We start from the raw sequence: 14,575 nt of genomic DNA on the forward strand, positions 1-14,575 counted from the left end.
TCGGACTTAAGGCTGTCCTACTGCGGTTGCAATAAATTGGTCTAAAAATTCCTGCAATCCTCGCTACGGACGCTTAAGTCCGACAGGCTGCTAGATGATCTCTCGATTGATCAGGTGATTGAGCGGCACCATTCGTCTGTGTAAGACACCAAATACCACCAATACTTCCTCATGCATCATGTAATAGATGACATGGCTCGAATGGGAAAAACTCAACACATTTGATCCGACCTCTGTCCTATGCTTACCAAGGGATGGCGTTTCAGCAAGCAGGTGAATGGTTTGCCGGAGTTCCGATAGGTATTTTCCGGACTGAGCAGTTCCCCATTGTGCTACTGTGTACCGGCGAATTTCGATCAGATCAGATTGTGCATCCGGCGTTAAGCGATAAGCAGCCATCAGTCATGTTGGCCTGCTTCCAGCTCATCAAAGAATGCACCACCATCAGCCAGTTTGCCTGCTTCTATATCAGCTTTGGCCTGATCTGCCCTTAACTTCAACATTTGCAACTTGAGCGTCTCGATGTTTTGGTATTCGTCAGCTGAGATAACCACAGCAACGGGCTTACCATTCTTACTGATCTGAACAGGGCTACGCTGCGCTTTGAGCAACATATCTCCAAAATGGGTTTTGGCTTCATTAGCAGAAAGAGCCTGCATAGTTTTTAGTCTCCATAATATCGTTCGATTCGTTTATTATAATCAAATCAACCTATTTCCGCTAAAATGTAGAATATAAATTTCTGCTTCGTGATTTTCGACGGTTCACCCAAAAGCGCCGTATCACCTACAAAAAACCGTTACCAGGGATACGGCCTGCAAAATTGCTTTTAAGTCGCCTTTTTCTCGAAACGTCTGAGCATAGAGAATTACGAAAAAGCTATTGAAATGTTTTTTTCAGAGGCCGCCCCCCCGGGTTTGGCTGCTCAGTCGTTCAGCCTCCAGAGAGTTCATTTCTGAGCATTTCCAGAACAGGAATGGTCTCAGGACGAACACCTCTCCAGATAGCAAATTGCTCTGCGGCCTGTTCTACCAGCATACCCAAACCATCAATCACGGCTCCTGCCCCCTGACCCAAAGCCCATCGATTGAATACCGTATTAGACGCTGAATACATCATGTCATAGCAGCAGGTCGAAGCAGCAATGACTGTTGCCGGAACAGGAGGCAGATCGCCGTGTAAACTGGCGGAAGTACCGTTGATGATGATGTCAAAAGAGCCTTCGAGTTCTGAAAAACCGGAAGCTTTTACGGGTTGCTCAGGAAACAGACCAGCCAGAGTCTCAGCCTTGCTGACAGTCCGATTGGCAATCACCAGTTCCGATGGTTCCTGTGCAAGGATCGGCTCAAGGACACCTCTTACTGCACCACCAGCGCCCAAAACCAGTACCTTCGCTCCTTTGATAGAAACACTGTTGTTGACCGTCAGATCGCGAACCAGACCGAGTCCATCCGTGTTGTCTCCGTTGAGAGTACCTTGTTCATCCATCCAGAGTGTATTGACTGCACCTGCTTTCTCAGCCCTTCCCGTTCGCACGGTTGATAGCTGCCAGGCCTGCTCCTTGAAAGGAACCGTTACACTCAGACCCAGGTAGCCACCATTATCAAAGAAGCGTTTAACGGCCTCTTCAAAGTCATCAACCGGAACCAGTTGGGCGTTATAACTCAGCCTGTGCCCGACAGACTCTGCAAACATGGCATGAATTCTTGGCGACTTGCTGTGCTCAATGGGGTTCCCCATCACAGCGTAGTGATCAACAGGTATGGCCATTCTTTTTTTCTCGGGGAATGCAGCTAAAAAACTTCCGGTACTCTAGAGGATGTTGGTAGAAAATGGGAGAGATAATTATCCAGCCATACAATATTCTCTGTTGAAAATGGACAGGATGTACCACTTGCGCAATAGTGTCAGGATGCTAATCTGTATATTTTATAGATATACGGATTAGTCTTATGGCCATGAAGATAAAGAACGTTCGATTTGATCAAAATGACCTCGAGCGGCTCGACAAACTCGCCGCTATTCATCAAAAAGATGTTTCGACGCTCATTCGGGAAGTGGTAACGGATTATATGGATGCTGAAGAGTGGCAACTCCAGCAGGTTGAAGAGACGGTCAGTGCCGTTGAATCAGGCGATATGGAAACCATCTCTCTGGAACAATTCCTGAAAGAGGAGCGTTAGTCAATGCAGGTCAGGTTGTCAGTTGCTGCCAGAAACGACTATCGGAAAATTGCCACCTATCTTGATGAACACTGTCCAGCCGTCACTGATCGAATTCTGGATACTCTGAAATTTAACCTGGATCGCCTGCAAGACCATCCTATGGCAGGCAATAAGGTGGGACGCTATCGCAAAATACAAGTGGTCGGTACGCCCTACGTGGTTTATTACCTTCTGACAACCAGAGAATTACTGGTTGCCCGTATCTTTCACGAAAAACAAAAGCGGTAGCTCGTTAAATATCAGACCCACTCTCTGGGTTTCAGGAATTCATTGTAAAGACGGGCCTCTTCTGTCCCATCTTCCGGGTGCCAATTGTAATCCCAGCGCACAACAGGAGGCAAAGACATCAGGATAGACTCAGTGCGCCCACCGGATTGCAGACCAAACAGTGTTCCACGGTCGTATACAAGGTTAAACTCAACATAACGCCCGCGTCGATACTCCTGGAAATAACGGTTCTGTTCCGTGTATTCAGTATCTTTACGCTTCTGAACGATGGGCAGATAAGCTTCGATGTAACTATTGCCTACCGCCTGCATAAACTCGAAGCAGCGTTCAAAGGGCCATTCGTTGAGATCATCGTAGAACAGACCGCCCACACCACGGGGCTCATCTCGATGCTTCAGGAAGAAGTAATCGTCACACCATTTCTTGTAACGGGGGTAGACCTCTTCACCAAAGGGCTCACAAGCTGATCGGGCCACCTGATGCCAGTGTGTACAGTCCTCTTCGAAACCGTAATAGGGCGTCAGATCATAACCGCCACCAAACCACCAGACCGGATCAGCGCCTTCTTTTTCGGCAATCAACAGACGAACATTGGCATGAGACGTTGGCACAAATGGGTTCCTGGGATGAATCACCAGGGAGACTCCCATGGCCTGAAAGCTCCGACCTTCCAGCTCGGGTCTTTTTGCTGTGGCGGAAGGTGGCAGTTTATCGCCCTTCACATAAGAGAAGTTCACTCCACCTTTTTCAAACAGCGAGCCGCCTTCAATAACCCGTGCACGACCACCGCCGCCACCGTGGTAATCCCAGGTTTCCTCACGGAAAACAGTGCCAGAGTCTTCTTTTTCCAGAGCATTACAAATAGCGTCCTGCAGTGACAACAGGTATTGCCTGACTCGGTCTACCTGTTCATGGCTGTCTACAGGCTCATGGCTGTCCAACAATTCGCTGCTGTTTTCTGGACTGGTGGTTTTTCCAGTACGGGCATCGGTCACCATAATACTCCCTGAGCTGGCTGGATAAAAAAGAGACGCAGTTTAACAGAGCCGATATTAACCAGCCCGGACCAGTTGTCCTGTCTGAAGATCACGAATTTCAGAGGGTTCGGTCTGTGGACCCGTTTCACCGGAAACAATCAGAGATACCTGCTGCCCCATCTGTTCCTGAACCTGTTGCTCTGTCATTAAAGGAGGTTCTCCTGCCCGATTGGCAGAAGTAGATACCAGCGGCTGCCCAGCCTGTTCACAGAGCTTTTTAACCACCGGATGAGCACTGACCCTGACTGCCACCGTGTCGAACTTTCCACGAACCCAGTCCGGGGTCCATTGCTTAGTATCAGGCAGCAGCCAGGTATAAGGCCCCGGCCAACTGGCTGATAAGGTTTCAAGCTGTGCTTCGGTCAGGTCAGAAAGCAGAGGGGCAAACTGCTGTTGAGAGGAGGCGACCAGTATCAACCCTTTTTCAACAGGGCGATGCTTGATGGCCAGCACTTTGTAGACAGCTTCCCGATTCCAGGGGTCACACCCGAGCCCCCAGACCGCCTCCGTAGGGTAGGCTATGACGCCGCCCTGTTCGATAACAGCCTGAATTTTAGACATAGCGTTTTATCAACTTGATCAGCGAGTAGCAGAGTTTAGCAAGGCTGTGTAAACGCTGCTAGCTGATCAGGATTGACTCAAGCTTGTGTCGATGACTTCCGGACAAATTCATGCAGCGCAGGATAGGCTGCCTGATCGAGCCATTGCGCGAGATCAGAGAGTTTGTTTTGCACACTGCCAGAGCTATCACCACAAACATTGATGTGGCCCATCTTACGGCCAGAACGTTTTACTTTGCCGTACCAATGTACATGAACGCCTGCCACTGCCATCACCGCTTCAGGAAGCCTGTCTTCACCCAATATGTTGATCATGGTGGTTTCTCGGATCAGTCGGGTGCTGCCCAGAGGCATTGCACAAATAGCGCGAAGATGGTTTTCGAACTGACAGGTTTCAGAACCTTGCTGAGTCCAGTGCCCGGAGTTGTGCACTCTTGGCGCGATTTCATTGACCAGCAGGGAACCACTCACATCAAAAAACTCCAGTGCCAGCACTCCGACATAGCCAAGACTCTCAGCGACAGCAGTGAACATCTGCTTTGCCTGTTCCTGCAATGCCTGATCAGTGATGGCTGTAGAAAGACTCAGTACTCCGTTGGTATGAACATTCTCGGCCAGAGGGTAGACAGCAACCGTTCCGTTTGCACTTCGGGCACCGACCATTGAGACTTCACGATCAAAGGGGACAAACTCTTCAGCAACAATCGCCTGATGATCAGTAGCTGCAATGCATTCGGCCATTTCTGCCCAGATGGTATCAGCCTGATCAAGCTCTTTTAACCGCCACTGCCCTTTACCGTCGTAGCCGCCCAAAGCACTCTTGAGAACCATAGGCACACCCACATGCTCAATCGCTTTGTGGAAGTCTTCATAAGTCTGAATGACAAAGTATCGGGCATTTTTAACACCGGCATCGTCCAGTCTTTTTTTCTCGATACGCCGGTCGCCACCTGCCTTGATGGCTTCTGTAGAAGGCAGAAATTTGCCGCTTTTCTCACAGACAGCCAGAATATCGAGGGGAATGTGTTCAAATTCTGCGGTAATGACATCAGCCTGTCTGATAGCGGATGCCAAGTCATTACCGGTGGTCATTTGAGTCAGCGGGTGAACCACTGTTTCGCTGTTGACATCATAAGCACTGATTTGAATGTTCAGCGGTGCGCCAGCCAATGACATCATTCGCGCCAGCTGGCCTGCCCCCAGCACTAAAACATGCATCAGATTAATCCTCAGCCGGATTGGGATTAGCCAGAACCGTGTCCGTTTGTTCTTTACGGAAAGCTTCTATCTTAGCCATGACCGCTTCATTGTGCGTACCAATGATTTGAGCAGCCAGAATACCCGCATTGGCGGCACCTGCCTCGCCAATGGCCAAAGTTCCTACGGCAATCCCCTTGGGCATCTGTGCGATAGACAGTAATGAATCTATACCTTTCAGTGCTTTGGACTGAACGGGGACTCCCAGAACAGGCAGGCTAGTGAAAGCGGCTGCCATGCCGGGCAGGTGAGCCGCGCCGCCTGCGCCTGCAATGATGACTTTGAGGCCCCGCTCTTTAGCGCCTGTGGCATAGTCAGCCAACAGCTGGGGAGTCCGGTGCGCTGAAACCACTCTGGTTTCATAACGGACTCCAAACCGGTCCAGCATGTCCGCTGCCAGTTTCATCGTTGGCCAGTCTGACCTGGACCCCATGATAATGCCGACTTCCATCTCAAACTCCTGTAAGCCGTGTAATGGTCGGTGGATGATTCGGGGTAGATTATAAGAAGACTTGTACGTTTGAGCGAATAGGCATTAAAAAATCTTGCAATAAAATCTGAATCACAGGGAAAACGATCATTTTTTATTCAGTGTGAGACTCAGGCCCACACTAATGAGCATAAGCATCCCCAACGTGAATCGGGTTCTACAAACTAATACCATAGGGATGAAACCTGTTCATGGTTTCATTTCGCTGTGCTGCTGGCAAACCAGCCTTGATGCGTTTCCGGACTTTGCCGGTCCACAGTCTAGTCGGTGATGTTCGTCTTACAGACCCCACTTTTCTAGTTAATGACCGTGAAGATTCTGATCTTTGTGCCTGTTATGAAGTTTGGCTTGTAGTGCAAAATTGGAACACAAAAATTTTTTTAACACAGTGCGCTGCAAGGTTTAAAATAAGCATCTTTAAGACTATTTAATTCAGGGGTAGTAATGGAACCGTACAAGCAGTAGTTTGGCAAGGATTACCCACTGGGCATCCGTATTCCGGTCTACTTCAAAGACCAGTCGTACCGTAACGATACCGGCCCTTCCTTCGTGTACGTGCAGGGGCACAAAATTCTGAAAATCTGCGTGCTTCCCGAAGACCCTCGACACCGGGAAATTGACGACAGCCTGCGTTACTCTCTGATGGAAATGAAAACGTCACAAGATGATGATTATCAGGAGTTTGTAGACGTGCGATTTGAGGCAGAGTCGCCAGAAGAGTTTGAACAGGTCATTTTTGATGAGTCAAAACTGAAGCAGTGGTTAGTAGGTTAGGCGTAGCTGCTTGAAAACAAGTTCCGCTTTGCCTGCAAACATTAATTTGTCTTATAGAAATACAAGGAATTTTTTTGAGTAAGAAGTTGTTCTTGATTCTGGGTAACGGATTCACCATAGATTTCCTGAAACATATTGGTCGATTTGATGATATAGACGTAATAAATTTGTTTCGAAGAGGCACCGAGGTTCCTTGGCCAGCAACAGGAATGCCGGGCTTCCTGTCTTTTAAACACTGTCCGAACTTATGGAACCTAGGGGCCAGACCAAACATGAGTGCCAGGGACGCAATGGATCTGATCGAGGACATTATCACGTGCGTAAACGTCTATGCATCAAAGAAGAAGCCTGATGAGGTTGGCCTAGGTGACCGACCTAACGATATCTATATCCACGCCTACAAGGAATTCATCCAATATATTAAGCACTTGTTTGTTTTTTATAACAAACAAGTGCCAGAAATACCGGACTCAGCTCAGAGCTGGCCTTGGCTTGAGTTTATAAGGCATGCCAGTCAGTCAGATAGCTATAGCGAAATAGTGGTCGTCACATACAATTACGACGTATGGCTAGAGCGCCTTCTAGACCGATTCAAGATACCCTACAAAGTTGGGCTTGTGGGTGACAGAGTGGAAAATGCAAGGATAAAAATACTCAAGCCTCATGGCTCAATTAGTTTTCTTCATGAGAGCAAATCTGCCAGAGACTCTTATGGAATAAAGTACGACCGTGAGCTTCAGGATGGTTCGACAGAGGAATTTTCGGTTGCTTATGATGGCCTGGATGATAATCACCTTATTACAGCCCTGATTCCCCCAGCAGGTGACTCAGAGCGTTTTCGTCACACGTGGTCTTTTCCTATTAGAGCTGAAGCAAAGCTCAAGGCTGATAGGCTAGACAAGGATGACGAAATGATTATTTGTGGCTTGTCTTACTGGCACGTAGACAGGTCTGAGCTTGACGAGCTGTTTACGGGCTGTGACCCCTTACTCGACGTGACCATGATAAACCCTAACCCTCAAAGAACAATCAATGCTGTTCTGACAAGTATATTCAGTAATTTTGTTACATATTCCAGTTCTGAGACTCTCAAGGAGAAGATGAAATGTCAGTCAGCCTGATGCGAGAAACGAACACGATCACGGTGGCTAACTTCTGGGAGAGCTACTTACTGAACAAATATAATTTTGCCCCTGCTTACCAAAGGGACAGTGTTTGGAGCGACGAAAAACAGTCATTTTTCATTGATAGCTTGCTTAAAAACTTTCCCATTCCGCCTATTTTTTTACATCAAAAAATAGACGATGATACAGGTAAAACAAAATATGATGTCATCGACGGCAAGCAGCGTTTGACCTCTATAGTTCGGTTTTTAAAAAATGAAATACCGGCATCAGATGAGTTTGAAAACACACCTTTTCATGATGAAAAAATAGCCGGGGTGTACTTTAGGGATTTAGATGAAAAGAATTTGACTGATTATAAAAAACGGTTTTGGAGGTATGTTATTCCCATTGAATATATAGATACTTCAGATAAAGAAGTAATAGATAATATATTCGACAGACTAAACCGTAACGGGGAGCCATTGAAGGGACAAGAGTTGAGAAGGTCAAAGTATCATGGAAGCCAGCTTCTTGACCTTATCGAAAGGGTTTCTGAAATCCCATTTTGGAGAGAGCGACTGGAAGGTACAGATGTCGCCAGGATGGAGCATTACGAATTTATTTCGGAAATAATGTTTCAGCAAATTGAGGGGAAGCCATTGCATGCGAACCAGAATATATTGGATGAGCTTTATGAGAAGTACAGTAAAGAAACTCTAGACTGGAGTTACATCAAAGCCAGGTTTTCACTTGTTACTGACTTTATGAAATCTTTGGATATTGAGTATCAAAAGTTCAATGTCGGAGGCGTTTCACATCTTTATGGCATCTGGTGTCTGTCAGACTTTTGTGAAAGAGAAGGCATAAAACCTCATTGCATTAAGGGAAAACTTACTGAATTCTATACAAAACTTCGCTCCCGAGACTCTGACAATGAAAATGTCGAAGCCTACAGCAAAAGTATGTCTTCCAGAACCAAGGATAAAGGGCAGCGGCAGCGTAGAGTGAAGGCGCTGAAAAATTATCTCGAGTTGGAGTGATTTTTTTCATACAGTTGAACTTGGTATAATTGCCGTTTTGAACATTAAACAGGTTTTTTGATGAAAACGATTGAAATGTGTGCTGGTGCCGGCGGTCAGGCCATAGGTTTGCACGTGGCAGGTTTTTCTCATGCAGCCCTCATTGAGATCGATCATCATGCCAGTCAGACTTTGCGCCTCAATAATCAGGCTCATGGCTTGGGGTGGGACAATATCATTGAGAGTGACCTAAAGCACTTTGCAGAACATGAAGCTGAAGACTACCAGGGGCAAATTGATCTGGTTGCAGGGGGAGTGCCATGCCCTCCATTCAGCAAAGCCGGTATGCAGCTTGGTAGCAATGATGAACGTGATCTTTTCCCCACGGCGCTGGAGATTCTTCAGAAGGTTCAACCTAAAGCCGTGATGCTGGAAAATGTTCCAGGGCTTCTGGAAGATAAGTTCAAAGATTACCGAGATGAAATATCTAATACGCTCTTTGAGATGGGTTATCTCTCTGATTGGAAGCTGCATCAGGCCAGTGATTTTGGTGTGCCCCAGTTAAGACCCAGAGTTATCCTGGTGACAATGAAGCCTGATTACTTTAAGCATTTTCACTGGCCTCAACCTCTGAATACGCGACCTAAAACTGTAGGTGAAGCTCTTTGTGATCTCATGTCATCGAATGGTTGGGAAGGCGTTGATAAATGGAAAAAGAGGGCTGATAAAATAGCTCCGACACTTGTAGGTGGATCTAAAAAACATGGAGGACCCGATCTGGGGCCTACCAGAACCAAACGACAGTGGCAAGAGCTTGGTGTAAATGCTCACCGAGTTGCAAATGATGATGAGATTCCAGGAGAAGGTTTCATAGGCGTTCTCAAAAGAGATGGAACGATCCAGCCTGGTTGCGAAGGGATGCCGTTGCTGAATATTCGAATGGCTGCAAGAATTCAGGGTTTTCCTGACTATTGGGAGTTTTTTGGTGGAAAGACCCATGCCTATCGACAGGTCGGCAATGCATTTCCCGCACCTGTTGCAGAGGCTGTAGGTAGACAAATCAGGAAGGCACTTCTGCAGAAAGCACCGGTTCGTAAGTTGGCGTCATCACATCGAGCCTTTGAAACAATGGATATGTTTAGGGATCAGGATCTCACTGCACGGGCAGGCTGATCATTAACAAGCATTTGCATGAGCGATACCACCCAATCATGTCGGCTTACTGGTCAGAAATTCTTCACGATAAGCTTCTACAGCTATTCTGATAGCCTCTTCTCGACTGATGGATTTAGTCTCGCTGATACTGTCAATAACCTTCAGTACTGGCTCACTGAGGTTCAAAATAAAAGGTACACCATGTTTTTCAGGGAAAGCCCATGAACAGGTCTAACAGTTCAGGTGGCAACCTTCGCAAGCTCTCCTCTTCCCAACATTGCAGTTGTTACACATAGGCTGCCAGTTTCTAAATCATTAGTTCCTCCGCGGGAAAGAGGTACTTTGTGGTCTGCTTGTAAACCTCTGACACCCGCTTCGGTTTGTGTAGCGCAGGTTGCACAGGTATTTTCAGCTTCAGTAAAAAGACGATCTTTTTGCGCTTTTGTGAGATATTTTCGCGCTTGTGGAGCAGTCAGAGTGTCTGATCTAAAACGCCAGGCATGGCCTTCAAATTCTTCCTGATAAGCAGATTCCAGGTCACAACCCAACGCATCTCTTAACTCTCTGGTTCGACGATCAAAGTACTTCTGACTTGTCAGTTCAAGCAGTTCAGCGGAAGATACCCAAGGCTTAGGAAATGGATTGCTATCTTGTCCCCATAAACGCTTCAAGATGGTCTGCTTTACATTACTCAACTTCTTCTTGTTGATGGGAAGCTTCTGATAATACTCTTCGAACGTCATAGATATTTCATTTCTTGTACGAAAGTTTGTGGTATATCGTACCAGAAGTGAAAGATTTAAATTATTAGTGAATGTCATTGTCTGTGCGGCTTGGATTGGCGAGTTATAACCCGATGGCTTGCGGAATGGCGCACTCCCGCATAGGGATGCCCCTGCTTTACGACCTGCCGAAATTACGACATACCGCAAAGCCCATGCAGGTTGAGGCTATTATTGACCGATATGAAGCAAGAGCTGGCGAGGAAGTGAGATAATTACCCCACTCGGATATAACCACCAGGCACCGACTCAATAAAACCCTCCAGCTCCATCTCAGTCAGAATGACAGAAACTTCGTCAAACGAGAGCCCTGATATCTGGCAAATCAGATCCACACTGATGGCTTCAGCGCTCATAATTTCCAGAATGACTCTCTGAACCCCTGATAAATCAGAGTTGATCGGTTCTGGCTCAGAGGTGGATACCACATAAGCTCTCAGATAGCTCTGTAACTCGACCAGGATATCCTCAGCCGATTCAACCAGAACAGCTCCTTCCTTTATGAGCTTATGACAACCACGACTGAGAGGATTTAAAACAGAACCCGGTACAGCAAACACTTCTCGTCCCTGCTCAGCAGCCAGTCTGGCCGAAATCAATGAACCGCTGTTAAGCGCTGCTTCTACCACCAGAACACCGACAGACAAACCACTGATGATGCGATTTCTTCTTGGAAAATGTCCGGGTTTAGGTGTCGTCCCCAGAGGAAACTCACTCACAATTGCGCCCTGCATGGCTATAGCCTGATAAAGGTCGCCATGACTCCTTGGATAAACCACATCCACCCCGGTTCCCAGAACCGCTATGGTACTGCCATAACTGCCCAATGCTCCCTGATGAGCGGCTGCATCAATTCCCAGCGCCATGCCGCTGGTAATCACCAGTCCCTTTCGAGACAAATCCATGGCCATCTCCTGAGCCAATCGACGAGCCTGAGGGGTCGGCCTGCGGCTTCCGACAATGGCCACTTGGGGCTCATTCAACAGATCGAGATTACCCATCACGTAAAGCAAGGGAGGAGGGTCACTTAACTCCTTGAGAGCAGCAGGGTATTGAGGCGATTGCAGGGTAATAATGTGATGAGCCTGACTGGATTCCAGCCAGAGTCGACAATGGTTCAGACGCTCAGTAATATCTGGTGTCTCAGGATTTCCCGATAATTGCGCCGCCAGTTTTTCCGGCAGCCCCATCCTCAATGACTGATAAGAGGCTGACAAAACAGCGCTTGCAGAACCAAACTCCCGGACCAGGGCATTGAGGCGAACCGCACCCAGTCCGGGCTGAAATGAAAGCAGCAGCCATTGTTTTAACTGCTGCCAGCTGGAGTCATGTTGTTGAATCATCGCACCTCAGGGGCTTTTCAGAGTATCGCCTACACCTATTTCTTCATAGGCCGTCAGCACAATACCATAGCTCACTTTTTCAAAAGGGCGATAAATCATGATCATGCCGGCTTTCTCAGGAGGCAAATTGACCATTTCACCACTGATCTGATCTTTAACCTCCGTATTCTTGTAGGCGTTGAATATATCGCCCTGACGCAAACCTTCCCGGATACCCCGGTTAATAATGACGCTGTTGAACTGACCCACTTTTTTTACACCATCAACAACAGAGACAATTTTGCCTTCTAACGGCGCATCAGGTGCCCTGGGAAAAAAGGTGGTTTGGAGGCTAAAGGTGTCTGCCGGCACTACCTTATCACCCGGCCTCACCTCCTGAAGACTTGTCTGGATGTTCAGGCTGGCAATGCCATTGTCTACTTTTTGCAGGGAGGCACCTGCTATTTCATGGCCGATAATACCCAGTACTTCACCACTGTCAGGATCCCTCAAAACGCCTCCGGCCCTAAGAATGTCGAGATTCTTGTCCAGTGAATCTATGGGTCCCCGGGCATAAACCTTGTCTCCCGCACCGGTAATGATCCGTTCCTGTCTGGAAGCAAATATATAAGGAGCACCGTCTAACGCCAGTTTAGAGGTAAATACCCGGCTGCTCTTGAGAAAGGCATCGATTGCGCTGAGTGGGATAGCAGGAATAGCCGCTTCAGCAGGCAGTGTTCTCACTTTCGGGCTAAGTTTGACAGTTCTGCCACTCTCGCCACGACGGACAACCGTCAGCCTCGGGCGACCATCGATGTAGACAAGGCTCACCAGGTCTCCGGGGAAAATCAGATGGGGGTTATGTATCTGGGGGTTTGCGTGCCAGATTTCAGGCCACAGCCAGGGACTTTTCAGAAAACGGTTGGAGATTTCCCAGAGCGTGTCCCCTTTTTTTACCAGATAATCCTGGGGAGAATCTGACTTGATCGGATTCTCGTAAGCTATCCCTGCTGACGACAGGCAGAGCAGAAGAATGCCCAGTACTGTGCTTCTCATTGGTTCACGATCCCTTGCACTTGTTGTTGGTTTTATCCCGGCAGTTTACCAACGGGTCCTGTCATCGGGCAATCAAACGCTTCAATACGAAGAGAATCTGCCCACTGAATTGTGACTTATCCTTTTTATTTCGCTGGCCCCATAGCCGATAAAACAACAGATCGGAGACAAGACTGAATCACTATTGTTCTCGACCGGCAACGGTCTTTCTGTACTTCAGAACAAATCAGAAAACTATCCAAACCAGTGATTTTTGCCTACATTAGGATGGCTGGAAAGCAGCCGGGAAGATGAAGACACCCGTTAAAGCAGCCAGCAAAGTTATATATTTTCCTGGTCAGTATTATCATCGTTGCCATCAGCGTCGGTCATTTCCTGATCGGCAATGAATCTCTTTAATGGTGGAGCAGTAGGAAGTTGGGCAATTTGCTCTTCAAATTTAACCCGCTTTCTTATTGCCAGCTTTGACAGATCTTGTAGCGAAAGAGTGGTATTAGAGCCTTTGATATAGTTGACAGAGATTGCTGTGCTTGTCCGAACAACGGACACAGCCAGGAAAACAGTTTTATGCTTTAGCCCCGAAAATGCGTCTCCCAGATATTTCCCGCCGATTTTGAAGCCTATAACTCCTGCATTCATATCAATTATACAGCTTATCTTTTCGGGCACATCAAATGATCCATTTGATTTATCTTCGGGGTAATTGCCTATAATTTGACCATTATGAAGCAGTTCCTTGCTTTTTATATCCCAGCCCCATGATGACTCTGTGCCGCCAAGAAGATTTCTGTAACCTATTCCTTGATTAGGGGATCCTTCCAGTGCGACCCCAATCACCGGATGAGTACCTCGCATTCCGGTCGGCCATTCAATATCCAGAATATGAATGCCTTTTGAAAAGCCGGTATCCGACATGGCAGTATCTATTCCTTTACCGGGGTTATTACGTTCTAATTTTGTTGGGTCATCTTCGTAGATGTTAATATTGCTGCTGCTTTTGGCTTTATCCCAAATGGTGCGTGCGGAGAGAGCAGTATAATCCTCACTTTCCAAGGCTTTTAAAGATAGAGATGTATAGGTACACTCAGGCAATCGGACCATTTGGTCGACTTTCCTTCCTGCCCAGTAACTATAAAAGCAGGAAGTTAGAGAAGGTATTGATAAATACGACAGGTAATGTGAAATATGGCTTGTTAGATTCATAATTACATCCTTGTTAATTACTCAATATCTATATTTATTTCGACAACTTTAAATTAAAAAAGTTCTTTTTTCTGACCCGATCTTCACCACTCCATAGGTAACTTTCCGGGTTTGAACGATTAAAAATCAACTTCAAACAGCCGGTCCTCGCCAACAGTCATACACTTGTCCCTGCCTGCCATTGTCTGACTGACTGCCAGACAATGGCAAGACCATGGAAATCATACTCCGATGCTGCGCTCTTCTTAAGCCCACGACCATCTAGCAGCCTGTCGGACTTAAGCGTCCGTAGTGAGGATTGCAAGAAATTTTTAGACCAATTTATTGCAACCGCAGTAGGACAGCCTTAAGTCCGACAGGC

The 14,575-nt window shown here is 47.1% G+C and carries 18 protein-coding genes; 7 read left to right on the forward strand and 11 right to left on the reverse strand.

Features of this window, described 5'->3' with window-relative positions; translation table 11 throughout:
• Nucleotides 1-90 precede the first annotated feature (90 nt).
• The 3 genes from KDK17_RS08675 to aroE form a co-directional block, all read right to left on the reverse strand.
• Entirely contained in the window at nt 91-399 is a 309-nt protein-coding gene (locus tag KDK17_RS08675) for a type II toxin-antitoxin system RelE/ParE family toxin (RefSeq protein WP_257281604.1), read from the reverse strand.
• On the reverse strand, nt 399-659 hold the full coding sequence (locus tag KDK17_RS08680; protein ID WP_257254905.1) for a type II toxin-antitoxin system Phd/YefM family antitoxin: 261 nt from the start codon (nt 657-659) through the stop codon (nt 399-401). Before KDK17_RS08680 ends, KDK17_RS08675 begins: the two co-directional genes overlap by 1 nt.
• A 274-nt stretch (nt 660-933) precedes the next feature.
• The gene (gene aroE / locus KDK17_RS08685) at nt 934-1,770 is read right to left on the reverse strand and encodes a shikimate dehydrogenase (protein WP_257281603.1); all 837 of its coding nucleotides are present in this window, start codon (nt 1,768-1,770) and stop codon (nt 934-936) included.
• A 182-nt stretch (nt 1,771-1,952) separates the two neighbouring features.
• On the opposite strand from aroE, the gene KDK17_RS08690 reads away from it, so the two are divergent.
• Nucleotides 1,953-2,183 carry a CopG family ribbon-helix-helix protein gene (locus KDK17_RS08690; protein ID WP_257281602.1) on the forward strand — a complete coding sequence of 77 codons (231 nt, stop codon included), beginning with the start codon at nt 1,953-1,955 and terminating at the stop codon, nt 2,181-2,183.
• 3 nt (nt 2,184-2,186) lie between these two features.
• The gene (locus tag KDK17_RS08695) at nt 2,187-2,453 is read left to right on the forward strand and encodes a type II toxin-antitoxin system RelE/ParE family toxin (RefSeq protein ID WP_257254902.1); all 267 of its coding nucleotides are present in this window, start codon (nt 2,187-2,189) and stop codon (nt 2,451-2,453) included.
• 11 nt (nt 2,454-2,464) lie between these two features.
• On the opposite strand, the gene hemF is transcribed toward KDK17_RS08695, so the two are convergent.
• From hemF to purE, 4 genes are all read right to left on the reverse strand, one after another.
• Complete coding sequence (hemF, locus tag KDK17_RS08700) at nt 2,465-3,451, reverse strand: oxygen-dependent coproporphyrinogen oxidase (protein WP_257287870.1); 987 nt, start codon at nt 3,449-3,451, stop codon at nt 2,465-2,467.
• A gap of 54 nt (nt 3,452-3,505) precedes the next feature.
• Nucleotides 3,506-4,051 (reverse strand): L-threonylcarbamoyladenylate synthase, encoded by a 546-nt coding sequence (locus tag KDK17_RS08705; protein WP_257287871.1) that lies wholly within the window; start codon nt 4,049-4,051, stop codon nt 3,506-3,508.
• A gap of 77 nt (nt 4,052-4,128) precedes the next feature.
• On the reverse strand, nt 4,129-5,268 hold the full coding sequence (locus tag KDK17_RS08710) for a 5-(carboxyamino)imidazole ribonucleotide synthase (RefSeq protein WP_257287872.1): 1,140 nt from the start codon (nt 5,266-5,268) through the stop codon (nt 4,129-4,131).
• Between the two features lie 4 nt (nt 5,269-5,272).
• Nucleotides 5,273-5,758, reverse strand: coding sequence for a 5-(carboxyamino)imidazole ribonucleotide mutase (gene purE, locus KDK17_RS08715; protein WP_257255483.1), 486 nt, complete (start codon nt 5,756-5,758; stop codon nt 5,273-5,275).
• A gap of 588 nt (nt 5,759-6,346) precedes the next feature.
• On the opposite strand from purE, the gene KDK17_RS08720 reads away from it, so the two are divergent.
• The 4 genes from KDK17_RS08720 (at nt 6,347) to KDK17_RS08735 (ending at nt 9,869) form a co-directional block, all read left to right on the forward strand.
• A complete protein-coding gene (locus KDK17_RS08720; protein WP_257287873.1) occupies nt 6,347-6,571 on the forward strand; it encodes a hypothetical protein in 225 nt (74 codons plus the stop codon).
• A 74-nt stretch (nt 6,572-6,645) separates the two neighbouring features.
• Entirely contained in the window at nt 6,646-7,692 is a 1,047-nt protein-coding gene (locus KDK17_RS08725; RefSeq protein ID WP_257281599.1) for an SIR2 family protein, read from the forward strand.
• Nucleotides 7,677-8,717, forward strand: a complete 1,041-nt coding sequence (locus tag KDK17_RS08730; RefSeq protein ID WP_257281598.1) for a DUF262 domain-containing protein — start codon at nt 7,677-7,679, stop codon at nt 8,715-8,717. Before KDK17_RS08725 ends, KDK17_RS08730 begins: the two co-directional genes overlap by 16 nt.
• Nucleotides 8,718-8,777: 60 nt before the next feature.
• Nucleotides 8,778-9,869 carry a DNA cytosine methyltransferase gene (locus KDK17_RS08735; protein ID WP_257287874.1) on the forward strand — a complete coding sequence of 364 codons (1,092 nt, stop codon included), beginning with the start codon at nt 8,778-8,780 and terminating at the stop codon, nt 9,867-9,869.
• A 221-nt stretch (nt 9,870-10,090) separates the two neighbouring features.
• Here the strand turns inward: KDK17_RS08735 and KDK17_RS08740 are convergent, their stop codons facing one another.
• Nucleotides 10,091-10,672 (reverse strand): HNH endonuclease, encoded by a 582-nt coding sequence (locus KDK17_RS08740; protein WP_257254289.1) that lies wholly within the window; start codon nt 10,670-10,672, stop codon nt 10,091-10,093.
• Between the two features lie 47 nt (nt 10,673-10,719).
• On the opposite strand from KDK17_RS08740, the gene KDK17_RS08745 reads away from it, so the two are divergent.
• Nucleotides 10,720-10,848, forward strand: a complete 129-nt coding sequence (locus KDK17_RS08745) for a hypothetical protein (RefSeq protein ID WP_257254290.1) — start codon at nt 10,720-10,722, stop codon at nt 10,846-10,848.
• On the opposite strand, the gene dprA is transcribed toward KDK17_RS08745, so the two are convergent.
• The 3 genes from dprA to KDK17_RS08760 all read right to left on the reverse strand — a co-directional run bounded on the left by dprA (nt 10,849) and on the right by KDK17_RS08760 (nt 14,214).
• Nucleotides 10,849-11,976, reverse strand: a complete 1,128-nt coding sequence (gene dprA / locus KDK17_RS08750; protein WP_257275701.1) for a DNA-processing protein DprA — start codon at nt 11,974-11,976, stop codon at nt 10,849-10,851. It lies immediately after the preceding gene.
• A gap of 6 nt (nt 11,977-11,982) precedes the next feature.
• A complete protein-coding gene (locus KDK17_RS08755; protein ID WP_257275700.1) occupies nt 11,983-13,011 on the reverse strand; it encodes a LysM peptidoglycan-binding domain-containing protein in 1,029 nt (342 codons plus the stop codon).
• A gap of 321 nt (nt 13,012-13,332) precedes the next feature.
• Entirely contained in the window at nt 13,333-14,214 is an 882-nt protein-coding gene (locus KDK17_RS08760) for an SPRY domain-containing protein (RefSeq protein ID WP_257253710.1), read from the reverse strand.
• Between the last annotated feature and the right edge of the window lie 361 nt (nt 14,215-14,575).

This window comes from Endozoicomonas sp. SESOKO2, from assembly GCF_024606245.1.
In the GTDB taxonomy this organism is placed as follows: domain Bacteria; phylum Pseudomonadota; class Gammaproteobacteria; order Pseudomonadales; family Endozoicomonadaceae; genus Endozoicomonas_A.